Raw genomic sequence first — 23,314 nt, 5'->3', positions numbered from 1 at the left:
CTAAATGATGGAGTTGTGGTTACGATCACGTAAAAGACGGCAACTGCTCGATTTCCATTTGGAAGTGGAAGTTGCCGATAAATTAGAGGATACGCGCCAAACTATCTTTGGCAATTACTTGAAATTCATTGAAGTTTTTGACTGTAACTAAGCGGCGAGTGGTTTTTTCTTTGACGAAGGTGACGAATAAATCATAAATTGCCATGGCTTCTTCATAGTCAGATTTACTGATAGCAAGTAGAAAAATGACATAAGCATTTTCTTTAGTTTCTTTGTTCCATTCAATGCCTTTGGGTACCACAATCGTCACAACTACGGTTTTATTCGCGAGCAGCCCTAAAGAGTGGGGAAGCGCAATGCCTTCACCGAGTAGTGTAGAGACAATGGACTCACGTTCTTGTAATGAAGGATAAAAATCGGCGGTCACATAGCCATCTTGTTGTAATTTCTGGCAAACGGTTTGAAATAAGGTTTCTTGGCTGATCTTTTCATTGATTACCATGAAATAACGTTCATCAAAGAAATGTTCGATAATATAGGGACGAGTTTGATCAACCATTGCCAAGCGACCAACTTGTTCTAATTGATAAGGGGTCGGGAAAGGTGCGATCTTGATGACGGGTTTATTTTTTTCAGAAATACGAACGGTAGTAATAACAAAATCTTCTTCAATTTCGCTAAGAGATTCATATTCTTGCAGTGTAAGGCTGCGACTGAATTTTAGTTGCGGAAATTCACGTATAATTTTTGATTCCACGACACGAAATGTCGAATTACCTGAATCAGTGACAACTAAAACTTCTGTTTGGCGAATAGAACCTGCACCATAATTTCGCTCAAGACTCACACCAATATGTACTGCTAAATATCCCAGTTCATCTTCACTAATTGGATGTGGCAACAATTTTTTACTGGCACTGGTGAGGGCGCTGAGGGTCACATCATAGGCAAAGGGATAATATTGTTTTATATCAGATAACAGTGGATTAGGTGTCGAAATATGATACTGCAATCGCGTGATTAGTGCGGCTAAATGTGTATTCAGATCTTTTTTTAGTTTTTCATCATTGCGTAAGTCGTAGTTATACAGGTCATTAATGTAACTTAAAATATATTCAGATAACTCACTGTGGCTACCATTTTTTAGTAACGCGGTATCATGGTGACTAATGCGTTGGGCAATGATTTGATCGTGCAAATAACTGAGCTCAGGGCTAGAAAGATCGCTACCTAAAAAATAGATTAATCCCTTAGATATTTCATCACAGGATTTGCGGATCACATCCTCACTTTCATTATTTTTGACGATCGTGGTTAGCTCATGACCACGAGTAATGCGCAAAATAGTCACTGCACAATTGAAAACAAGGTAAAGATGCCCTTCGTTGCTCAGACGAATATCAAATCGATTCATACTGTTATGCAGCACTTTATCAATGTAGGTTAAATCCAGATTGTCTAAGCACTCAGGGTAAAAAGTCGATAAATCATGATTGATTTGTTGAGCGAATCGGCGCAAAAGTGTTTCTGTTATGCAGGCTCGAATTGCCCATTCACTGCCATTGAGCCGAATTCCTTGATGCGGAATACTTTCTAAGATGATTTGGTATCTTTGCAAGTGCTCTCTAACGGCACCCATATCTTGTTGCAGTGTTCCGCGGCTGATGAACCATTCTTCGGCGATATCATCGAGTTTAACGGGAAGCGATAACATCAAAAGTTTTAACAATAGTGCGTCAATACGCTCTTTGCTGGTGCGAGGAATACCATTTTCTTCTTCATTTTGTTTGGTAAAACTCTCAAACAGCGTCTCGTCATCAATCTTCAAACGATAACCATGACCACGCTCATAAATAATATGTGCACTGTAGCTTTGAATTAATTCATTGATTTCATTTATATCTGAGCGGATGGTTCGTGTTGATACCGAAAAATGCTTTGCCAGCTCATCTTGAGGCACAACCTCATTGAGGATCCGAGCAAAAATTTGATTGTGTCGTTGTTGAGTGAATAGAGCCACGAAAATACCTTTTAATTCCAATAATAATTGATCCTCAAAGATCAATAGCCTCTAGGACTCTACCACAAGCTTATCAATATATAGGGTATGTAAATGCTTAAATTTGCGAATTTGTTCGCAAATTTAAGGGATTTCATGATTAAAATTGTATTTAATGGATTAAGGCTTTGTACATCTTTCATAAACTAAGCTGATTTTTTTTATTATTCACCAATATCAATCAATAAGCCGCGAAATGCTTTTTTGGCGCTAATCACTAATTTGGTATCTTGTTGAATAAAAACACCATCATTACAATTCATGCTAATGTCGCTTCCATCATGCGAGTGAATGTTTGCATCACCATGAATAGACTGCAAATAGGCATTTTTACCTCTGAGAACGACCGTAGTTGCGTCAGCTGAGTCTATGCAGATTTGGCTGATCCAAACTTGTTGACGTAATTGAATGCTGTCATTTTCGCCATCAGGGGAAGCGATTAATTGATTCTTTTTGTCTGTCAGCGCAATCTTTTGGTGTGGGCGGTATTCTTGTTGTGGGCAAGCATTTAGCCACAGTTGTAAGCGTGTTAGTGGTGTTTGTGGGCAGACATTTTCTTCCGTATAACTTAGATCTGGTCGTGGTGAAAGTCGGACGCATTCACCTTCATCAGCACGAATGACATTACCTAAGTTATCTCGATATTCAGCATGGCCTTGAAGTATGATATTTAAAATATCAACATGTGGATAAGTTCGGGCTTGAAATGAGTTATGTGGCGCGATAATTTCTTGATTAAGCACTCGAAGTGTTTTGAAGCCCATAAAATCAGGATCAAAATAGTGCCCAAAAGAGAAGGCGTAGCGAGCTTGTAGCCAACCATAGTCTGCTTTTCCGCAATGATTAACGGGTCTTAGTGTCATCATAATGGTTAACCCTCATTCAAATAAATACACCGATAGTATCCTGATATCATAAATAGCTGGACGTTGAATTGTTAGCCAGTTAATCTGTTTCCCTTATTCAAATTTCCTGAAAGAGATACATCATGAGCAAAGAGAGAGCATTAACGCTTGAATCATTAAGGGTGATGGATGCAATCGATCGTCGTGGAAGCTTTGCAGCCGCCGCAGAAGAGTTAGGTCGAGTCCCTTCTGCGTTAAGCTATACCATGCAAAAGTTAGAAGAAGAACTTGATGTGATTTTATTCGATCGTTCAGGACATAGAACCAAATTTACCAATGTTGGCAGAATGTTGTTGGACAGAGGTAGGGTATTATTGGAAGCTGCTGATAAACTCACTTCAGATGCCGAAGCTTTAGCAAAGGGGTGGGAAACGCATCTCACGATTGTTTGTGAGGCATTAGTACCTGCTTATTCATTATTTCCATTGGTTGAAAAATTGGCAGCAAAATCAGAGACTCAACTCTCTTTGATTACTGAGGTACTTGCTGGTGCTTGGGAGCGTCTTGAAAACGGTAAGGCGGATATTGTTATCGCGCCAGATATGCATTTTCGTACCTCATCAGAAATTAATTCTAAATCGCTCTACAGCATTCAACATATTTATGTGGCTAGCCCATCCCATCCGATTCATCAAGAAGCAGAGCCGTTATCCGATGCGACGCGCGTTAAATATCGCGGTATTGCAATGGCGGATACTGCCCGTGAACGTCCGGTGATCACCGTACAATTGCTGGATAAGCAACAAAGGCTGACGGTTTCATCGATTGAAGATAAGCGTGCCGCGCTACTTGCTGGGCTTGGGGTGGCAACCATGCCATATCCAATGGTTGAACAGGATATTCGTGAAGGTCGTTTAAGAGTTGTGGGGGCAGAATATACCCACGAAACGAATATTATTATGGCGTGGCGACGAGATAATATGGGTGAGGCTAAATCTTGGTGCCTGCGCGAGATCCCGAAGTTATTTAGGTAACTTATTGATATTTATTATTATAATAATTTATTCACTGTGGTTAATTTTTTCTCTTAAAATTGATATTTTTAACTCACTTGAGTTATCACTTCAAAATAATTCAAGTTGTTGTTGCTAAGTTATGAATTTAGAGGCCGCCTAGCGGCTGTGGTGTGATAAAAGAGAAAGCTGACTACCAACATCCTTGTTAAAGTTCGGAAAATATATGTCATTGAAAGCCATTGCTAAAGAACTTGGGATTTCGGTAACAACCGTCAGCCGTGCATTAAACGGTTATGACGACGTATCGCAGGAGACACGACTTCGCGTGGAGGCGGAAGCAAAACGTAGAGATTACCGCCCCAATACATTTGCCCGTCGTTTGAAAATGGGAAAGATAGACGCTGTTGGCTTGGTTTTTCCAGTCAATGTCGCGCCTTTGGCGAGTAATGTGTTTCTCGATATGGTTGGGGAGCTTAGTCACGAATTGGCGCGGTATGAAATTGATTTATTGTTGATCGCGGATGATGAAGATGCGGACAATCATGGCTATATACGGATGGTACAAAGTCGTCGGGTTGATGCGTTAATTGTCGCACACACGTTGGATGACGATCCTCGTTTGAAGCAATTACTCTGCTCTGGTTTTCCTTTTTTGGCACTTGGTCGTAGTCAATTATCACAGCCTTATGCTTGGTTTGATTTTGATAACTATGCGGGCACCTATGAGGCTACCCGCTATTTAATTCATGAAGGGCATCAACGTATTGCGCTATTGGGGGAAAATAACCACCAAGCATTTATCACGCAGCGACGTAATGGTTATTTGGATGCTTTGCAGGAAGCCGGTCTGTCTGATAGTTTGTTGCGCCGCGTGCCACCAACTCGACGAGGTGGTTTTCAGGCGACACTGGAATTGTTACGCTTACCTGAACCTCCCACCGCTATTCTCACTGATTGCAACATTCATGGTGATGGTGCAGCGATGGCGCTTAGCCAACTTGGCCGTTTGACGGGAGAAAATGCTGTCTCGCTGGTGGTTTATGATGGATTACCACAAGACAGTATCATCGAGATACCCGTGGCATCAGTGATCCAATCTACCCGCCAGGGTGTTGGCTACCAGATTGCTGATATGGTACGGCGACTCATTGCTGGGGATGATTTAACATCTTTGCAGGTACTCTGGCAGCCTGAATTCTCACCAATCAAAACGGGTTAATGACCTTTTTCTAATCATGATAGTTTTTTAAGCAGATCACAGATCCGAAACGTTTTGGTTGTTATCCGAAACGTTTCGGATCAATAGTAAGGCATTCCCTATTATGGAGATGTCTTATGTCTGATTTTATTTTACGCTTACAAAGTGCAGTGACCGATGTGGTGATCAAAACCCATCCATTTGCAGAAATCATTTATTGGGGACCTCATCTAAGTCACTTTTCCCCGCAAGATGCGGCTTGCTTAACTCGTCCGGTTGCTAATGGTCGTCTGGATGTTGATTCTCCCGTCACCCTGATGGCTGAATTGGGGCATGGTTTGTTTGGTGCGCCAGGAATTGAAGGTCATCGTCAGGGATTGGATGCTTCACCGATATTTACGACAATTAAGGTGGAGCAGAATGAACAAAATTTAACCATTTTTAGTGAGGATAAACACGCGGGCTTACGCTTGTGTAGTGAAATTCAACTCGATAGCAGTGGGGTACTGAATGTTCGCCATGGCTTAACTAATTTACGTGAACAGCCTTGGCAGGTAGATCGCTTTGCCGTGACGTTACCTGTCGCCGAGCGAGCACGAGAAGTCATGGCTTTTCATGGCCGTTGGATCCGTGAATTTCAGCCTCATCGCCTGATCCTTGAACACGATAGCTTTGTGTTAGAGAACCGTCGTGGGAGAACATCCCATGAACATTTTCCCGCAATGATCACCGGTAGTCAGACTTTTAGCGAGATGCAAGGTGAAGTGTGGGGCGTACATTTGGGGTGGAGTGGCAACCATCGTCTGCGTGCTGAAGTGAAAACTGATGGGCGACGTTATCTTCAAGCGGAGGCGCTTTATCTGCCGGGGGAAACAGCGTTGGCGGAAGGTGAAACATTATGGACACCAAATCTCTACGGGAGCTATTCGGCACAAGGGCTGAACGGCATGAGTCAGCAGTTTCATCGTTACCTACGCGAGCAAATCATTCATTTTCCCGATAATAAGCCACGCCCTGTACATCTCAATACTTGGGAAGGTATCTATTTTGATCACGACCCACAATACATTATGCGGATGGCGGATGAAGCGGCACAACTGGGTGTTGAACGTTTTATTATTGATGATGGTTGGTTTAAAGGACGAAATGACGATTGGGCAGCACTTGGTGACTGGTATCTCGATGAAAAAAAATATCCTAATGGTCTAATGCCTGTTATTGAACACGTTAAGTCGCTTGGAATGGAATTTGGTATTTGGGTTGAGCCAGAAATGATTAACCCAGACTCAGATTTATATCGTTCACATCCTGATTGGGTATTGGCAATGCCCGGTTATGAGACATTAACTGGACGTCATCAGTATGTCCTTAATCTGAATATTCCGCAGGTTTTCGATTATTTGCTGGAGCGAATGAGTTGGCTTCTAGGTGAACATTTAGTGGATTACGTGAAGTGGGATATGAACCGTGAATTGGTTCAGCCGGGATATAACGGTAAAGCTGCGGCAGATGCACAAACTCGTCAGTTTTATCGCTTACTGGATACGCTAGTAGCACGTTTCCCTCATATTGAGTTTGAATCTTGCGCCTCGGGTGGTGGGCGGATTGACTATGAAGTATTGAAGCGTAGCCATCGCTTTTGGGCTTCTGATAATAATGATGCTTTGGAGCGCAATATTATCCAGCGCGGTATGAGTTATTTTTTCCCGCCGGAGGTAATGGGATCGCATATTGGTAATCGCTATTGTCACGCCACTTTTCGTCAGCACAGTATCACATTTCGTGGCTTAACTGCGTTGTTTGGTCATATGGGCTTAGAGATCGATCCTGTGAGCGCCGACCAACAGGAACGAGAGGGGTATAGAAAATACACCGCACTGCATAAGCAATGGCGAGATGTTATTCACCACGGTGTGCAGTGGCGAGTGGATATGCCGGATGCGACGACTCTCGCTCATGGTGTGGTTAGTCAGGACAAATGTCAGGCTATATTCCTCGTCAGCCAACTGGCGATGCCAGATTATAGCTTGATGGCACCGCTGCGAATATCTGGTTTGGAGCCAAGCGCTCGTTATCAACTGACACTGCTTGATCATCCGAACATTCAAATCACTGGCGAAGGTGGGCATACCATGCGTAAGTTGCCGGAATGGATGACGACGTCACAAACGGTGAGTGGTGAGTGGTTACAACAGGCAGGGCTGAGTTTGCCCATTCTCGATCCTGAAAGTGCCATTTTGATTGGTCTGCAACGGGTGTAATTATATTGGGCTGCGTAAAGTGGCCCTGAATAAGGAAGATAAAATGTCCATTAGCGCCAGCAATTATAAACGAAATCCCAACTTTTGGATTTTTGGGATGTTCTTTTTTCTCTACTTTTTCATTATGGCTACCTGCTTTCCATTCCTACCGATTTGGTTGTCGGATGTTATCGGTCTGAATAAAACGGAAACGGGTATTGTTTTTTCGAGTCTGTCTCTTTTCGCTATTTGTTTTCAGCCAGTATTGGGTTTAGTTTCTGATAAGTTGGGACTGAAAAAACACCTTATGTGGATCGTGACTATTTTGTTGGTGCTGATTGCACCCTTTTTCCTTTATGTTTTTGCACCTTTATTAAAAACGAATATCTGGCTAGGTGCCTTGAGTGGTGGGGCTTATATTGGTTTTGTTTTTTCTGCTGGTGCGGGAGCAATGGAAGCCTATATTGAACGAATTAGCCGTAACTCTGGATTTGAATATGGTAAAGCGCGGACTTTTGGCTGCCTCGGTTGGGCGTTATGTGCGACAACGGCGGGTATGCTTTTTAGCATTAATCCCGAATGGGTGTTTTGGATGGGATCGGCTGCCGCATTGTTGCTAGTGGTTCTTGTGGCAATTGCTAAACCGCAAACTAATCAAACCGCTCAGGTGATGGACTCTTTAGGTGCTAACCGTTCTGCTGTGGATTTTAAGAGCGCTATAAGGTTATTTCGTCAGCGTAAAATGTGGATGTTTATTTTGTATGTGGTCGGTGTAGCTTGTGTATATGACGTATTCGATCAACAGTTCGCGACTTTCTTTAAATCTTTTTTCACTACACCAGAAGCAGGGACTCGTGCTTTTGGTTTTGCGACGACTGCGGGTGAAATCTGTAATGCCATTATTATGTTTTGTTCGCCATGGATTATTAACCGTATTGGCGCTAAAAATACCTTGTTGATTGCGGGTATGGTGATGTCGGCTAGAATTATTGGTTCCTCTTTTGCGACGACAGCGGCTGAAGTTATTGCATTAAAAATGCTGCACGCGTTGGAAGTCCCGTTTCTTTTAGTGGGGGCTTTTAAATATATCACAGGTGTTTTTGATACCCGTTTGTCAGCAACGATTTATCTCGTTGGCTTTCAATTTTCAAAGCAAGTGTCTGCCATTTTCCTCTCTGCTTTTGCGGGTAATATGTATGACAGAATTGGTTTCCAAAATACTTATATGATCCTTGGCGGAATTGCACTGAGTATTACATTAATTTCGGCACTAACATTGTCAGGAAAATCGGCTGTGGAGAATAAGGATAATAAGGCTCTAGCGATGTAATTAAGGTGAAAGTATTTATTGTTCATTGAGTTGCTTTATCTGTTTGCCTTGTTTCAGTGATTGTCCTGTATATGATGATGTTATCGAATTTTAACCAAAGACGAGGGGTTGAGGGGATCGTAACAAATATCTCAAGGGACGAATTGGATTGCATTACAACAACCTCTTTCTACATTGTGGGGATTTTAAGATATACTTGGCTAAAATCTGACTTAGGAGAAATTAGAGAAATGTCGCAGAAATTGACCACGCTAAATGATGTAGCTGCACTAGCCGGTGTTTCTTACCAGACGGTTTCGCGTGTGATCAATAATTCTTCTGCGGTGGCGGAGAAAACACGGCTAAATGTATTTTCAGCGATGGAAACACTTAACTACATTCCAAATCAGGTCGCTCAAAAATTAGCCGGCAAACAAATATATACGCTGGGTCTCGCAACTACCGATCTTGCACTTCATGCACCGTCCAAAATTGCTTCTGCGATTAAAAAACAAGCTAATGAATTAGGCTATAGTGTGGTTATTTCAATGACTCAAGAGCTTGAGGCCGCTGCTGTAAAAAAAGCGGTTAATGAATTATTAGCTCAGCGAGTTGATGGCATTATTATTAATATTCCTCTAAATAATGAGCAGGCAATTGAAATTAATGAATTATGTTGCAATACATTTGTTGTCTTTCTTGATATTGACCCTGTAAGCCCATTACGTTCTATCATGACTAATTCGTTTGAAGGTGGAGTGCAAGGTGCTCGTCACTTAGTTGAGTTAGGGCATAAATCGATAGCGCTAATTCAAGGCCCTGAATCCTCAATTTCTTCCCAACTTAGATTGCAAGGTTGGATGAAAGTTTTAAATGCAGAAGATATTCAACCATTCTCGTTATTGCGAGGAGATTGGAGTGCCGAGTCAGGTTACCAGCTTGGCTGCCGATTAGTGGCTTATCCAAAAAAGCCTAGTGCTATTTTAGTTGCTAATGATCAAATGGCACTTGGTGTTTTACGTGCGTTACATGAGTCAGGAATTGATGTCCCCAATCAAATTTCGCTTATTGGCTATGATGATACTGACGATAGCGCTTATTTTTACCCACCTTTAACTACTATTAGGCAAGATTTTGATTTATTAGGCCGTAAAGCTGCTGAGTTTATGATCAATTTATTAGCGAAAAGTAATATTGCGCCAATCCAATCGGTTTTACCTACGGAGTTGGTTATTCGACAAACAACCTCTATATTCCAGCTCAACCATGAGTTGAATTCCTATAAACTAGCACAGCAATTACGTAATATTGCTAATAAATTAACCAATGCTTAAGCTGAACCTGCTCGCGCTAAAATTTTAACCATATCACTTAAATCACAATAAACTGTTCTCAAACTGTGAGCGGTTACCTTATTTTTAGATTATTGGCTTTACAATTTCAGTGTCTGTGACAATTTAATTAATAATGTGAGCGTATAACATTATTAATATAGAGGTCATCATGACAGTACAATATTTTCAACATCTCAGTTTGGCGCAAATACTTGCTCGTCGTGATTGGGAGAATCCTGCCACTATCGAGTTCAATCGGTTAGCTTCCCATACGCAGCTTCATAGCTGGCAAGAGCATGATGAGGCTAGAAAAGATAAGCCCTCAAAAAGTATTAAATTATTGAATGGAATTTGGAAGTTTAGTTATTTTACTGCCCCTGAAGCAGTGCCCGTAGAGTGGGTTAATCATGATTTGGCTGATGCAGATAATATTCATGTTCCTTCAAACTGGCAATTAATGGGATATGACAATCCTATTTATACTAACGTGACTTATCCGATACCAGTGACTCCACCTTTTGTCCCTATTGAAAATCCTACAGGATGTTATTCGCTCACATTTGATTTGGATGAGAGTGCTTTGCAACAGGGATATCAACATATTGTTTTTGATGGCGTTAACTCAGCCTTTTACCTTTGGTGTAACGGATGTTGGGTCGGTTATTCCCAAGATAGCCGTTTACCCGCAGAGTTCGATTTAAGTCAATATTTGAAAGTAGGTGAAAACCGCGTGGCAGTTATGGTATTGCGTTGGTGTGATGGTACTTATCTTGAAGATCAGGATATGTGGCGCATGAGTGGTATTTTCCGTGATGTTACTTTGCAACACAGAAGCTCGAGTTATATTTCTGACTATGGTGTACAGACTCATCTTAGTGACCGATTCACGATGGGAGAGGTCGTCGTGACTACATTTGTAAAGAGCGCTGTAGCCACTTTAGCGTCATTACAAGTACGAGCTGAGCTTTGGTATCAGGACACGCTGATAACGTCACAGCAATCCTATTTAGGTAGCGATACGGTTGATGAGCGGGGATGTTATGACGACCGAGTTACATTATCGTTGATGGTGAATAACCCACTGTTATGGAGCGCCGAAGCTCCTGAGCTTTATCGTTTAGTTCTCACTCTATTGGATAATAATAATCAGGCGATTGAATACGAAGCTTGTGATGTGGGAATGCGTAGTGTAACTATTTCTGATGGATTATTGCGTGTGAATGGCCAGCCTTTATTAATTCGTGGAACTAATCGACATGAGCATCATCCTGAAAATGGCCAAGTCATGGATGAAGCGACGATGCGCAAAGATATTTTGTTGATGAAGCAGAATAATTTTAATGCGGTTCGTTGTTCTCATTACCCGAATAATGCGCTGTGGTATAAACTTTGCGATCGTTTTGGCTTGTATGTCGTCGATGAAGCGAATATTGAAACCCACGGTATGACGCCAATGAATCGTCTTTCTGATGATCCTCAGTGGTTAAATGCCATGATGGCTAGAATAACGCGTTTGGTTATGAACCATCGCAATCACTCTTCAATTATTATTTGGTCATTAGGAAATGAATCGGGTTATGGCAGTAACCATAATGCGATGTATCAGTGGGTAAAACAGTATGACCCGAGCCGCCCTGTCCAGTATGAGGGAGGGGGGGCGAACACGCCGGCTACTGATATTATTTGTCCAATGTATTCTCGCGCAGAACAAGACCAACCATTTCCTGTGGTTCCTAAATGGGCGATTAAAAAATGGATTGGCATGCCTAATGAATCAAGACCATTGATATTGTGTGAATATGCGCATGCCATGGGAAATAGTTTGGGTGGTTTTGCGGATTATTGGGCTGCATTTCGTCAGTATCCTCGCTTACAGGGCGGTTTTGTTTGGGATTGGGTTGATCAAGCACTCACCAAATATGATGATGACGTTAGCTATTATGCTTACGGTGGTGATTTTAATGATACGCCTAATGACCGCCAATTTTGTTTAAATGGCTTAGTTTTCCCAGATAGAACTCCCCATCCTGCATTACATGAAGCCAAACATGCTCAGCAATTTTTCAATTTTGAGCTGAAAAGCAAAAATCCAGTCGAACTTAAAATTAGTAGTGATTTCCTTTTCCGTCATACAGATAACGAATTATTACGCTGGCGCTTTGAATGGAATGGCGAAACTGTGAATTCGGGGGAAATAGTGCTTGATATGGCTCCGCAGAGTGAGCAAATCATTACAATTGGCGAATATCCGCAAATCAGTGGTGTGGGAGAACTATGGCTAACGGTTGAGGTTGTTCAGCCACGAGCAACAGCGTGGTCGCAGGCGAACTTAAAAACTGCATGGCAACAATGGCCGCTATTATCCCAGTTAGCAACACTTCCGACAATCAAGTCCGTGCAATCGGCGTTGATTGAAGAACAAGATGATAATGTCAGCATTATGATTGATAACTCTCGCTGGGTATTTAATCGCCGTACCGCAGAGCTGGTTCAATGGTGGAAAAATGAGCGTGCTGGGCTGCTATCACCGCTTAGTGATAATTTTGCTCGTGCGCCGCTTGATAATGATATTGGTATTAGTGAAGTTGACCGTATCGATCCTAATGCATGGGTGGAACGCTGGAAGCGTGAAGGACACTACCAACTGACAGCATCAGTTGGTCATTTTTGTGTTGATCATTTGAGTGATGGTGTTTTGGTGCGTACGACGCATCATTATAAAGCATTTGGTCATTGCCTGTTTATTAGCCATAAAAACTATAGATTAACGGCTAATGACAATATGTCTATTGATATCAGCGTTGATATTGCAGCAGGGCACACACAACCGGCGAGAATAGGCCTTACGTGCTGTTTGGCATCGACACCAGTTTCTGTTTCATGGTTGGGTAAAGGGCCATTTGAAAACTATCCAGATAGAAAAAGTGCCGCATTATTTGGCTCATGGACACTTCCCCTTGAAGAGTTGCATACCGATTATATTTTCCCTTCAGAGAATGGCTTGCGTTGCGATACTCGTCAATTATCAATTGGTGAACATCAATTCTTTGGACAATTCCATTTTGGTGTTAGTCAGTATAGCCAACGGCAGCTAACGGAAACATCACACCGACATTTGTTACAACCTGAACAAGGATGTTGGATTAACTTAGATGGCTGGCATATGGGAATTGGTGGCGATGATTCATGGAGTCCGAGTGTTAGCCCACAATACTTGTTATCAGAAAGTCACTATCAATATTGTATTGATTGGCATCATCAGGGCTGATTCGTCGCTACCTAAAAGGACTCTATATTATGTATTATTTAAAAAATAAGAATTTCTGGTTATTTGGTAGCTTCTTCTTTTTCTACTTTTTTATTATGGGGGCTTATTTCCCATTTTTCCCTATTTGGTTAGCGGATGTTAATCAGGTGACGAAAGCGGAAACAGGTATAATTTTTGCCAGTATTTCTTTGTGTTCGCTGATTTTCCAGCCCGTATTTGGTGTGATGTCAGATAAATTGGGTTTGAAGAAAAATTTAATGTGGATCATCACGGGCATGTTGGTGATGTTTGGCCCATTTTTCATTTATGTCTTCGGGCCATTACTCAAAATTAATATCTATTTAGCTTCAGTTGTTGGCGGAATTTATTTAGGGTTTATCTATAACGGCGGAGCCCCCGTTATAGAAGCTTATATTGAAAAAGTTAGCCGTAGGAGCTCTTTTGAGTTTGGTCGAGCTCGGTTATTTGGTTGTATTGGCTGGGCTATTTGCGCCTCGATAGCCGGTATCATGATGACGATTAATGACCAATTTGTTTTTTGGATGGGGTCAGTTTGTGCCATTTTGCTGGCCATATTACTTTATTTTGCTAAGCCTGAAGCAAATAGCAGTGCTCAGGTGGCTGATGAACTGGGTGCAAATAAAAAGCCAGTTACCTTAAAACTCATCTTCTTATTATTTAAAGATCCAAAACTATGGTTTCTCAGTCTGTTTGTCATCGGTGTTTCTTGTACATATGATGTTTTTGATCAACAGTTTGCGAATTTTTTCGTCGGTTTTTTTGATAATCGAAATCAAGGTATTCGTGTATTTGGTTATGTCACAACTTTAGGTGAATTATTAAATGCGACTATTATGTTTTTTGCGCCCGCAATCATTAATCGTATCGGGGCAAAAAATGGTTTGCTAATCGCAGGTATGATTATGGCAATCCGTATATTGGGGTCAGCAATTGCCTCATCTGCTGTTGAAGTGGTTATTCTCAAAACGTTACATATGTTTGAAGTGCCATTCTTGATTGTGGGTTGCTTTAAATATATTACGACAGTATTCGAGGTTCGGTTTTCAGCGACTATCTACTTAGTTTGTTTTTGTTTCTTTAAACAGTTGTCAATTATGGTTATGTCTGTTTTTACGGGGCAGTTATATGAAAGTGTTGGCTTTCAAGGAACCTATCTTATTTTAGGGTGTATTGCTTTGACCTTCACTATTATTTCATTTTTTACATTAACATCACCTGCGAAGGCGAGATATGCTAAATCGCCACGTAGTTAAATAATATACAAAAAAACACCTCCCGAGGGAGGTGTAAATAAAAACAAATGAATACAAATCAATAAGGTAATTATGAGGGTACTGATTCTTTGGTTACCATTTCTTACCAAGTAAGAAATCGAGACTAAATTTACCTGGGCCTGTCACTGCTAATAACAGATAACCGCCCGCGATAGTAAAGTTTTTCATGAACATGGTACTGTTTGCGCCCACACTAAAATCTGCGTGGAATAATAAAGCAGTCAACACCGTGAAACCGGCAGTGAACAGAGCCGTTGTACGCGTTAATAAACCTAAAAGAACGGCAATACCACCACCGAGTTCAAGCAAAATAGTGAGCGGCAGTAAAAAGCCAGGCACGCCCATCGCTTGCATATAAGCTTGTGTGCCTGCATAGGCATCACCTAATTTACCGTAACCTGCCACAATAAACAGAATTGGCATCATAATACGAGCAAGTAATATCGCACTACTTTCTAAATTTTTCATTGAATCTCTCCGGACTAAATAGGTTTTAAATATAAAATAATTGCGATATAAGTCGCGTTATACGGTAATTTTCAGCACAAAAAGGTGAGAATTATTTGATGAAGCTATAATAGCGAATAGGTTATTCAATAAAAAGCAAAGGTTATTAACAATGAAGTACAAAAAAATTGAATGAGATGAGACGTATAAAAAGCCTTTTTTAAAAGGCTTTTTATAACTAATTGAATTAAAACGATTAAATTTTATTTGTTACTTGCTTTTATAGCACCTTGTACTGTTCTGACAAGGCTCCATGTTGCGATTGCTTTTTTTCCTAATGAAAAAAATTGTTTTGGGCGTTTGAGGGTATAAATAGAAATAAGCCCAGTGACAGCAATAAATATCGGCTTAAAGGTGACTATCGTTTGCCAAGCGCGATCATAAGGAGCGGTAGCCTGTAACCAATCACGCGAACTTATCGCTAGGTCAAGTCGCTGTTGCTCTATTTCTTTCACTAATTGTTGCTTTCTTTGTGCTAATAACTGATTTTTACTTTTGCTCATCATCTGCTCCTGTTAATGCCTTGGAGTCATGACTTAGTTGTTCACGTGTGGAGCCTAGTAGCGTGGATTGCTTGGCTTTTTTTAGCGTCCATATGGCAAAAATAATAGCGAGTAGAATGAGACTACCCGTGGTAATAGCGAGAGCTTGATAACGGTAAATGGGGTCAACAGACCAGAAAATAAGGCCAATAAGGCACATTAGACCAAATGCCGTAAAAAGAAGAGTGATCCCAACCAATAACATTAATTGGATAAGGTTAACTTTTTCTTCTTCTAATTCGACAGCGATGAGCTGAATGCGAGTTTCGACCATTTTAACGCCGATACTCGCAATTCTTTGTAGTGAGTCAAGGACCCCTTTACCGGGGCCCTGACGTTGCGGTTGTTGTTCCGTTTGTTTCATAACAATTCGTTATTAACGTTTAGCGAGAAGAACGCCAAGAACAACACCGACTGCTGCACCAATACCAATACCCGTCCATGGATTTTCACGGACATAGTTATCAGCACGGCCCGCAATCTCTTTCGTCTGTTCAGTGATGCGTTCGCTCGCTTGGCTAAGCTTTGCTCTTGATGAATAGAGCGCATCCTGTGCTTTGGATTTTAGGCTTTCAATTTCTTCTTTCGATTTGTTTCCAGTGTCGTTTAACATTGCTTCGAGAGAGTCGGCCAGCGATCTTAGTTCAACGCGTAGATCTTCAGATGAATGATTTGATGACATATTAGAACCTCCTATCAATAGAAAAAATATCTTAACTCCATTAACAATAGTCATTTTTTTGCTAAGTGCAATGGGGTATATCCTGATTTCATGTTTAAAATCTAAAAAAATAAAAAAATTTACAATTAGAAAATAAAGTATGTAATCAAATAGTTAAATATAGGGAGTGGGAGAAGTGATAGTAGGTTAAATAAGACAAGGTAAAAGTATGTAAAATAAAGGTGTGGGAGCGTTAAAATCGGCCCCCACAAGAGAATTAGCCAGCTTTCTTACCGGAAAGTTTTTTCTTAACCACAACAGCAATACTGCCGACAAGGCCAATAATCAACAGTCCAACAGGGATCAACATCAGTACATTCATTATGCGATGTTCATATTGTAAGAAAATTGGACTTTTGCCGAATCCATAACCGATTGCGGTTAAAATCAATACCCATAATAAGCCACTGAGCCAGTTGAATATTTGAAAACGACCATTTTTCAATCCTGCGAGGCCAGCAATAGTTGGCAGCAAGGTTCTAACGAACGCTAAAAAACGACCTATTAGGAGAGCGGCAAGGCCATGGCGGTGGAATAAACTATAGGCGCGCTGGTGGTAGTGTTCGGGGAGGTGTGAGAGCCAACCTTTAACCAATTTTGTATTTCCAAGCCATCGCCCCTGTATATAACCGACCCAACAGCCTAAACTTGCGCCTGCGGTTAATATTACAATAGTTAGCGGGTAGCTCAACGTACCTTTAGCAATCAAAACACCAACTAAAATCAATAAGCTATCTCCGGGTAAAAATGCGGCCGGAAGAACTCCATTTTCAAGAAAGAGAATAGAGAACAGCATAAAATAAATAGCCCATACTAAAGACGGGTTAGATAGAGTGACATAATCTTGGTGCCAAAGGGCAAAAAAAAGTTCTTTAACTAATTCCATTAATGTTTCCTAAACGGCAATAACAGCAACAAACTTGTTGTTGGGCAGGGAGAAATGGATTAAGTGGATACCTGAGTGAAACTCGCGTTTCCGCAGGCTGTTAGTTTTAAAGCACGCCCACTTTAACAAAACAGAAAATAACTAAACAGTAAATTTTAAGCTTATTTTTAGTATTCATTTAAGTTTCGGGTGTTTTTTACAATTTCTCTCTCTTTTTTGGTTAAACGTAAAGTACCTAAAAAATACGTTTAGAGCTATAGTTTGTCCGAAAAAGTCGGAAAAAATCACTTAATTTGCTATTTATCGATCCAAATATTTTTTGAATTGTTACTTTGTACTTATTGCATTTTAAGACTATTTACATTATCTTCACTGGCAGCAAAGGGGAGTAACTTCTTTCTTGTCGGTTTATCGTCATTACGGTGCACACATTGCGCCCGGTAGCCGAGCACCACATTCTAACCATCAGGTTATTTGTGTTGTAAGTGAGACCTTGCCAGAAGGCGAGGTTTGCACATTGTTTACAACCAAAAGATAACTTCTTGAGGTTAAAGCATTTTAAGCGGCTGATGTCTTCTGGATATCAGCCGTTTTTTTTGTATTAAAGGGAAAGGAAATGAACTCTGTAGGTAACCCAATATTATGGGGTAGTTTTGCGGTCATTATTTTAGCTATGCTGCTTGTTGATCTTTTTTGGCAAGGAAAGCATAAAGGTCAAGCGATGTCGATGAAACAGGCAGCTAGCTGGAGTATTGTCTGGGTTACGTTATCGCTTATTTTTGCGGGTGGTTTGTGGTGGTATTTCAATGACACTGTTGGTCGTGAGTTTGCAGATAGCCAAACCATGGCTTTCCTCACCGGTTATTTATTAGAAAAAGCATTGGCAGTTGATAACGTATTTGTTTGGTTAATGCTCTTTAGTTATTTTGCTATTCCTGCGACTTTACAACGACGTGTACTGGTTTACGGTGTGTTAGGTGCGATTGTCCTGCGTACTATTATGATTTTCGCAGGCAGTTGGTTGGTCATGCAATTTAGTTGGATTTTATATATCTTCGGGCTATTTTTACTCTTTACTGGGCTTAAAATGGCGTTTTCAAAAGAAGATGATTCACCCATTAATGACAAGCCGTTAGTCCGATGGGTTCGTTCACACTTGCGTATGACTGACGAACTTCATGGTGAAAAGTTTTTTATTAAACAAAACGGCGTATTAATTGCGACGCCATTAATTTTAGTTTTGATATTGGTTGAAATCAGTGATGTTATTTTTGCTGTAGACAGCATACCGGCTATTTTTGCCGTCACAACTGACCCATTCATTGTTTTAACCTCTAACTTATTTGCCATTTTAGGTTTACGTGCAATGTACTTCTTGCTGGCTGGCGTTGCAGAGAAATTCACGATGTTGAAGTATGGTTTAGCGGTAATTTTAAGCTTTATCGGTGTGAAAATGTTGTTGATGGATATTTATCATATTCCAACGGCAATCTCTTTAGGCACGATTGCTGCAATTTTAGTACTGACATTGGTTATCAATACCATTGTGAATAAACGCAACGAATCTAATCGTTAATAAAATTGTTTTTAAGATTAAGCACCCTAACGGTAACGTAGGGTGCTTTTTTTGTTTTAACTCGCTGAAAAATATCATTCATTTTCTATTACGTCATTCTACTATAAGAAACAAAACTCTATTGCGATCACAGTTGTGTAAAATATTTGTTAAACAAATTAAATCATTGTGTATATTTTGGATAATAGCCTTTTCAGGCGATTATTATTCCTTATACTGGCGCAGAGGCAGTTGATGTTTCATGCTTATTTTTGTAACGATTTATTCGCTATGGAAAGCCATAAATCTAATGAATAATGAATTTATATCCATTAAAGAAATGCTTACTTAGCTCTTCTGAGTCAATAAGCATTACTGTACGGATTTAATTAAAATGTGTTGAATTCAAACAAAAATTGACCATGAATATTAACTTCTTAGCAAACACATCTAATTCATAATAAAAGATAAATAATATAGGTCTACTATGGAAACAAACAAAGCAGGGTTATGGCGAGTAATTACTCATGGCAGTTTGGTTAAACAAATTCTTGTTGCCCTTATTGCTGGTATGTTACTGGCATGGTTGTGGCCATCAGCGGCTAAGAACGTTGCGCTGTTGGGCGATTTATTTGTAAGTGCATTAAAAGCTGTTGCACCAATATTAGTTTGGGTATTAGTGATGTCTTCAATTGCTAATCACCGACAAGGTCAAAAAACGAATATTCGTCCAATTTTAGTGCTTTATATTTTAGGTACTTTTTTTGCGGCTGTTGTGGCGGTTATTGGCTCATTCCTTTTCCCATCGAGCTTAGTGTTAGCGGTTGGTGATACACAGTTAAATCCCCCAGGAAATATTGCTGAGGTATTGAAAGGATTATTAGTCAATGTGTTTGCTAACCCCGTTGATGCACTAATTAAAGGTAACTATATTGGGATTTTGGCATGGGCAGTTGGGCTTGGTATTGCTTTACGTCATGCAAATGAGACGACTAAGAACGTGATCCATGACTTATCGAACGCAGTTACGCAATTGGTTCGCGTTGTGATAAGGCTTGCCCCTTTAGGTATTTTTGGTCTCGTTTCTTCTACAATAGCGATAACCGGTTTTGAAACCTTAAAAGGTTACTTCCACGTTCTTGCTGTTCTCATTGGTTGTATGTTGGTAGTAGCATTCATTGTTAACCCGCTGATTGTCTATTGGAAAATGAGACGCAATCCGTTCCCATTAGTATTTGCTTGTTTACGTGAAAGTGGTGTGACAGCATTCTTTACTCGAAGCTCTGCGGCTAATATTCCTGTAAATATGGGCATGTGTCGCCGTATGAATTTGCATGAAGATACTTATTCTGTCTCTATTCCGCTTGGCGCAACCATTAATATGGCGGGTGCAGCGGTGACCATTACTGTGCTGACATTGGCTGCCGTAAATACTCTTAATATTCCTGTTGATATCCCAACTGCATTGTTATTAAGTGTAGTCGCTGCGGTTTGTGCTTGTGGCGCGTCGGGTGTAGCGGGTGGGTCATTACTGCTTATTCCATTGGCGTGTAATATGTTTGGAATTTCCAACGAAATTGCCATGCAAGTAGTCGCAGTAGGTGTAATGATTGGCGTACTGCAAGATTCAGCAGAAACAGCGCTGAATTCATCAACGGATGTCTTATTCACTGCGGCAGTCTGTTTGGCGGAAGATGAGCGTTTGGCTGATTCAGAAGCCCAGTTATCTCATCGTGATTAATATTGCTAATTGATATTACAAATAAATATCTTGAATTAATAAACCCGCCTTTAAAAGCGGGTTTTGTGTAATTTATGGGTACTCTCATCATTTTCAATAGGGGTTTATATTGAGCTATAAAACTAAATGATAAATATTTTCGGTATCCACAATTTTTCCTGTGAATTCAAAACCAAATGACTGATATAAATTTTTTGCTACTATATTTTTTTCATCAAGCCCTAGTGTGACTGATTTAATTCCTTCTGAACTAAAAAAATTTAGTATCGCATTAAATGATTTTTTCCCTAAACCTCTTCCAATAAATTTATAATCAAGCATATATCTACAAAGCATAACTTCTTTTAGATTGTTAATATCTGTTTTATACATAAAAAAGCCGATTAAAGTATCGTTATAATATAATGACTTAGGGTGAAAGTTTGGGAAGTAACTCGCTTCTGCAATTGATGTTGCATTACAACAGATATAGTCTTCTAGTACAGTGGCAACGCCATCTGAATTAGATGTTAATTCACACACATCAAACAAATTGCCTTGGTTGATGCCATTTATATTAATCATATAACTACTATTCTTAATAGAGTCGTTGATTCGTTTCAATGAAATATTCAATGTTTGTTGTTTTTTTAGTCGTTGGTCCGAAGAATTACATCCCATTTAATATAAGACATTAAATTTAAAGAATTTGCTAATGCTAAGGATGCATTATTATCTAACTGACATCTATACTGTGGCTGGTACCCTTTTTCTAATGCTATCTGACAAATCGCGAGTACTAATTCGCGAGCATAGCCTTTTCCACGTTGCTCAGATAAGGTTAAAACACCTAAGTCAGCGATACTTGCCTCTTCATCCCAAGGATACATACTTGCGACTGCTACTAATTGCCCATTAGAAAATAGACCATAGACTAGCCAATGTTCAAGCTCGACAGAAGCGCCGTCTAAGTCTTCTTCACTGGAGGCTTCACAAAAAGATTGAAATATTTTTGTATCCGCATCTGTTAATGCACGAATGTAATAGGGAACTTTTTTGAGTCGTAGTGCTGATAGTGCCTCTTGGCTAAAATAAAAAAACTGATCTGCTCCATACCATCGGTCAGCTAGGTGTTTTCGCAATGGTTCTGCGGTTTCTTGGGTTAACTCTGTGTTAATAGATAATTCAGCGTATAATTGCGGGTGTAATGAAAGCCAATACTTATTTTGATCTTGAATCGCCACAGCTAAATAATCTTCATCTAAATGAGGGTTCACATACACAGCGAAATCATGTTGATTTAAATAACATTTACCGGAAGTTTTCTCTTTTAGCCAATATGTAGCCACATTATTATTAATCATTGTGGATATAGAGTTCCTTATATTGAGTCAAAATTATGTCGGTAATATCATAAGCGATCTTTTGTGTATCTAAATTTTCAATATTACCTAAGACGGCAACACTCAAGCCTAAGGAAGGTATGCGTAAAAAATAGGTAGCATAGCCAGCCCATCCCCCTGAATGTTCAAAATGTGAGATACCGAAGTGTTGTGAGATAATGATTCCATAGGCATATTGCTCGTGGTTTTTAATGGTTTTGCCTGTGATATGTTTAGGGGGTAATGCTTGAAGCATCTTTTCGACAAGCGCTTTACCGCCAACTTTTCCACTGGCAAAGTTTTCACCCCATTTCATTAAATCTGAGGCAGTAGAATGAACTGCACCATCACCCGTTTGAGTCCATAAGCTCTCATATAATTGATAGCTGAATTTACTATCTTTACGATAACCTCGAGCAATCATAGTTTGAACTGGATACGATTCTACGATGAAGGAGTTATCCATTTTTAAAGGGCTAAATATGTGTTCTTGGGCAAAATCTTTATAGCTTTGGCCACTGACTCGTTCAATAATAATGGACAATAAAAAATAGCCAGTATTGCTATAATCAAACTGAGTCCCTACTTGATAAAGGGGAACGGGGTAGGCAACTAAATCAGCTAAACTCTCTTCTGGCCCTAACGGATCTGAATAATCAATCTGCTTGTCTAAGGCTAATTCTATGTAATCGACCATTCCACCAATATGATAAATTAAGTCTTGAATGGTAATATCATTAGCATATTCAGGAAGTTCGGGTAAATATTTTGTGATTGGGTCGTGTAAAGCAAGCTTGTTACCTTGTTCTAACAGCAAGATAGAGAAAGCGGTGAATTGCTTTGATATAGAAGCTAGATTAAAAATACTATCAATTGTTAGTCTTTTTTTCTCTTCAAGATCAGCGAATCCAAGACTACCTGAATAAGATTCTCCCTGATCAAATTTTGCCATATAAGTAAAACCCGGCCCATCTGTTATAAGTTGTTGTTCCCATTCAGAAAATTTTTGCTTTGTATCGTTATATTTCATATGCCCTATATTTGAATCAATATTCAATTTATTTTTCCTCATTATTTCATTCTCAAAAGTATCGGACATAATAAATTAAGAGAATCGACAATCTAAATTAGAGGCAACACAAATCATTTTGTACTATCTTCAAAATCTACTCGAACGATTAAATCCGCTACAGGCTGCAATGATACAACTTCAAGTTAACTTTAAGTCAAGTTGAAAATGTAGAAACAGATGAGGTTTCATATTATTGGCTCTATTCATCATATAGGCACTGCACTAATCGAAGCTTTAGTTTTCAAGTTAATGCCTTCGTAGGTACAGATTCTTCATTGATGCAGCCAATGACTACTTTGCTATCAGACTAGTAGCATCCACTTTGTGTTCAAGGTTAATAGTAACTTTGAATATTTCTAGTTGGT

At 39.9% G+C, this 23,314-nt stretch carries 19 protein-coding genes; 9 read left to right on the top strand and 10 right to left on the bottom strand.

Annotated features, from left to right (window positions below):
- Positions 1-82: 82 nt before the first annotated feature.
- Positions 83-2,020, bottom strand: coding sequence for a BglG family transcription antiterminator (locus ACTH6U_RS09020; protein ID WP_441832041.1), 1,938 nt, complete (start codon positions 2,018-2,020; stop codon positions 83-85).
- Between the two features lie 203 nt (positions 2,021-2,223).
- On the bottom strand, positions 2,224-2,925 hold the full coding sequence (locus ACTH6U_RS09015; RefSeq protein WP_294106593.1) for a pirin family protein: 702 nt from the start codon (positions 2,923-2,925) through the stop codon (positions 2,224-2,226).
- 122 nt (positions 2,926-3,047) lie between these two features.
- Between ACTH6U_RS09015 and ACTH6U_RS09010 the strand changes: the two genes are divergently transcribed.
- The 7 genes from ACTH6U_RS09010 to ACTH6U_RS08980 all read left to right on the top strand — a co-directional run bounded on the left by ACTH6U_RS09010 (position 3,048) and on the right by ACTH6U_RS08980 (position 14,543).
- Entirely contained in the window at positions 3,048-3,938 is an 891-nt protein-coding gene (locus ACTH6U_RS09010) for a LysR family transcriptional regulator (RefSeq protein WP_441832040.1), read from the top strand.
- Positions 3,939-4,143: 205 nt separating this feature from the next.
- The gene (locus tag ACTH6U_RS09005; protein ID WP_294106597.1) at positions 4,144-5,139 is read left to right on the top strand and encodes a substrate-binding domain-containing protein; all 996 of its coding nucleotides are present in this window, start codon (positions 4,144-4,146) and stop codon (positions 5,137-5,139) included.
- A gap of 116 nt (positions 5,140-5,255) precedes the next feature.
- Positions 5,256-7,379 carry an alpha-galactosidase gene (locus ACTH6U_RS09000; protein ID WP_441832039.1) on the top strand — a complete coding sequence of 708 codons (2,124 nt, stop codon included), beginning with the start codon at positions 5,256-5,258 and terminating at the stop codon, positions 7,377-7,379.
- A gap of 43 nt (positions 7,380-7,422) precedes the next feature.
- Positions 7,423-8,688: an MFS transporter gene (locus tag ACTH6U_RS08995; protein WP_294106601.1), complete on the top strand. Its 1,266-nt coding sequence runs from the start codon at positions 7,423-7,425 to the stop codon at positions 8,686-8,688.
- A 230-nt stretch (positions 8,689-8,918) separates the two neighbouring features.
- Positions 8,919-10,001: a LacI family DNA-binding transcriptional regulator gene (locus ACTH6U_RS08990; RefSeq protein WP_434719904.1), complete on the top strand. Its 1,083-nt coding sequence runs from the start codon at positions 8,919-8,921 to the stop codon at positions 9,999-10,001.
- Between the two features lie 169 nt (positions 10,002-10,170).
- Positions 10,171-13,269 (top strand): beta-galactosidase, encoded by a 3,099-nt coding sequence (locus tag ACTH6U_RS08985; protein ID WP_441832038.1) that lies wholly within the window; start codon positions 10,171-10,173, stop codon positions 13,267-13,269.
- Between the two features lie 29 nt (positions 13,270-13,298).
- Positions 13,299-14,543 carry an MFS transporter gene (locus ACTH6U_RS08980; protein ID WP_441832037.1) on the top strand — a complete coding sequence of 415 codons (1,245 nt, stop codon included), beginning with the start codon at positions 13,299-13,301 and terminating at the stop codon, positions 14,541-14,543.
- Positions 14,544-14,636: 93 nt separating this feature from the next.
- Here ACTH6U_RS08980 and ACTH6U_RS08975 read toward each other — a convergent pair whose 3' ends face one another.
- From ACTH6U_RS08975 to ACTH6U_RS08955, 5 genes are all read right to left on the bottom strand, one after another.
- Positions 14,637-15,032 carry a DoxX family protein gene (locus tag ACTH6U_RS08975; protein ID WP_294106610.1) on the bottom strand — a complete coding sequence of 132 codons (396 nt, stop codon included), beginning with the start codon at positions 15,030-15,032 and terminating at the stop codon, positions 14,637-14,639.
- Between the two features lie 242 nt (positions 15,033-15,274).
- The gene (locus tag ACTH6U_RS08970) at positions 15,275-15,574 is read right to left on the bottom strand and encodes a YqjK-like family protein (protein WP_441832036.1); all 300 of its coding nucleotides are present in this window, start codon (positions 15,572-15,574) and stop codon (positions 15,275-15,277) included.
- Entirely contained in the window at positions 15,561-15,977 is a 417-nt protein-coding gene (locus ACTH6U_RS08965; RefSeq protein ID WP_294106614.1) for a phage holin family protein, read from the bottom strand. Before ACTH6U_RS08965 ends, ACTH6U_RS08970 begins: the two co-directional genes overlap by 14 nt.
- Before the next feature lie 12 nt (positions 15,978-15,989).
- Positions 15,990-16,295 (bottom strand): DUF883 family protein, encoded by a 306-nt coding sequence (locus tag ACTH6U_RS08960; RefSeq protein ID WP_294106616.1) that lies wholly within the window; start codon positions 16,293-16,295, stop codon positions 15,990-15,992.
- A 256-nt stretch (positions 16,296-16,551) separates the two neighbouring features.
- A complete protein-coding gene (locus ACTH6U_RS08955) occupies positions 16,552-17,220 on the bottom strand; it encodes a DedA family protein (RefSeq protein ID WP_294106619.1) in 669 nt (222 codons plus the stop codon).
- Positions 17,221-17,836: 616 nt separating this feature from the next.
- On the opposite strand from ACTH6U_RS08955, the gene ACTH6U_RS08950 reads away from it, so the two are divergent.
- Positions 17,837-18,796: a TerC family protein gene (locus ACTH6U_RS08950; RefSeq protein WP_294106621.1), complete on the top strand. Its 960-nt coding sequence runs from the start codon at positions 17,837-17,839 to the stop codon at positions 18,794-18,796.
- A 466-nt stretch (positions 18,797-19,262) separates the two neighbouring features.
- Positions 19,263-20,516 (top strand): serine/threonine transporter SstT, encoded by a 1,254-nt coding sequence (gene sstT / locus ACTH6U_RS08945; RefSeq protein ID WP_294106623.1) that lies wholly within the window; start codon positions 19,263-19,265, stop codon positions 20,514-20,516.
- 114 nt (positions 20,517-20,630) lie between these two features.
- Here sstT and ACTH6U_RS08940 read toward each other — a convergent pair whose 3' ends face one another.
- The 3 genes from ACTH6U_RS08940 to ACTH6U_RS08930 form a co-directional block, all read right to left on the bottom strand.
- Positions 20,631-21,080 carry a GNAT family N-acetyltransferase gene (locus ACTH6U_RS08940; protein ID WP_294106625.1) on the bottom strand — a complete coding sequence of 150 codons (450 nt, stop codon included), beginning with the start codon at positions 21,078-21,080 and terminating at the stop codon, positions 20,631-20,633.
- Between the two features lie 65 nt (positions 21,081-21,145).
- Entirely contained in the window at positions 21,146-21,859 is a 714-nt protein-coding gene (locus tag ACTH6U_RS08935) for a GNAT family N-acetyltransferase (RefSeq protein WP_441832035.1), read from the bottom strand.
- A complete protein-coding gene (locus tag ACTH6U_RS08930; RefSeq protein ID WP_441832034.1) occupies positions 21,852-22,934 on the bottom strand; it encodes a serine hydrolase domain-containing protein in 1,083 nt (360 codons plus the stop codon). Before ACTH6U_RS08930 ends, ACTH6U_RS08935 begins: the two co-directional genes overlap by 8 nt.
- Positions 22,935-23,314: the final 380 nt, after the last annotated feature.

This window comes from Providencia sp. (assembly GCF_052096715.1).
GTDB lineage: Bacteria > Pseudomonadota > Gammaproteobacteria > Enterobacterales > Enterobacteriaceae > Providencia.
The sequence above is the reverse complement of the archived record's forward strand: the minus strand, read 5'-3'. Positions and strand labels throughout refer to the sequence as shown.

Bases quoted from the DNA above. Each gene is read 5' to 3' on its own strand.
- ACTH6U_RS08985 (WP_441832038.1), top strand. From the start codon at position 10,171: ATGACAGTACAATATTTTCAACATCTCAGTTTGGCGCAAATACTTGCT.
- ACTH6U_RS08975 (WP_294106610.1), bottom strand. From the start codon at position 15,032: ATGAAAAATTTAGAAAGTAGTGCGATATTACTTGCTCGTATTATGATG.
- ACTH6U_RS08965 (WP_294106614.1), bottom strand. From the start codon at position 15,977: ATGAAACAAACGGAACAACAACCGCAACGTCAGGGCCCCGGTAAAGGG.
- ACTH6U_RS09010 (WP_441832040.1), top strand. From the start codon at position 3,048: ATGAGCAAAGAGAGAGCATTAACGCTTGAATCATTAAGGGTGATGGAT.
- ACTH6U_RS08940 (WP_294106625.1), bottom strand. From the start codon at position 21,080: ATGATTAATATAAATGGCATCAACCAAGGCAATTTGTTTGATGTGTGT.
- ACTH6U_RS08990 (WP_434719904.1), top strand. From the start codon at position 8,919: ATGTCGCAGAAATTGACCACGCTAAATGATGTAGCTGCACTAGCCGGT.
- ACTH6U_RS08995 (WP_294106601.1), top strand. From the start codon at position 7,423: ATGTCCATTAGCGCCAGCAATTATAAACGAAATCCCAACTTTTGGATT.
- ACTH6U_RS08950 (WP_294106621.1), top strand. From the start codon at position 17,837: ATGAACTCTGTAGGTAACCCAATATTATGGGGTAGTTTTGCGGTCATT.
- ACTH6U_RS08935 (WP_441832035.1), bottom strand. From the start codon at position 21,859: ATGATTAATAATAATGTGGCTACATATTGGCTAAAAGAGAAAACTTCC.
- ACTH6U_RS09005 (WP_294106597.1), top strand. From the start codon at position 4,144: ATGTCATTGAAAGCCATTGCTAAAGAACTTGGGATTTCGGTAACAACC.
- ACTH6U_RS08970 (WP_441832036.1), bottom strand. From the start codon at position 15,574: ATGAGCAAAAGTAAAAATCAGTTATTAGCACAAAGAAAGCAACAATTA.
- ACTH6U_RS09000 (WP_441832039.1), top strand. From the start codon at position 5,256: ATGTCTGATTTTATTTTACGCTTACAAAGTGCAGTGACCGATGTGGTG.
- ACTH6U_RS09015 (WP_294106593.1), bottom strand. From the start codon at position 2,925: ATGATGACACTAAGACCCGTTAATCATTGCGGAAAAGCAGACTATGGT.
- ACTH6U_RS08955 (WP_294106619.1), bottom strand. From the start codon at position 17,220: ATGGAATTAGTTAAAGAACTTTTTTTTGCCCTTTGGCACCAAGATTAT.
- ACTH6U_RS08980 (WP_441832037.1), top strand. From the start codon at position 13,299: ATGTATTATTTAAAAAATAAGAATTTCTGGTTATTTGGTAGCTTCTTC.
- sstT (WP_294106623.1), top strand. From the start codon at position 19,263: ATGGAAACAAACAAAGCAGGGTTATGGCGAGTAATTACTCATGGCAGT.
- ACTH6U_RS08960 (WP_294106616.1), bottom strand. From the start codon at position 16,295: ATGTCATCAAATCATTCATCTGAAGATCTACGCGTTGAACTAAGATCG.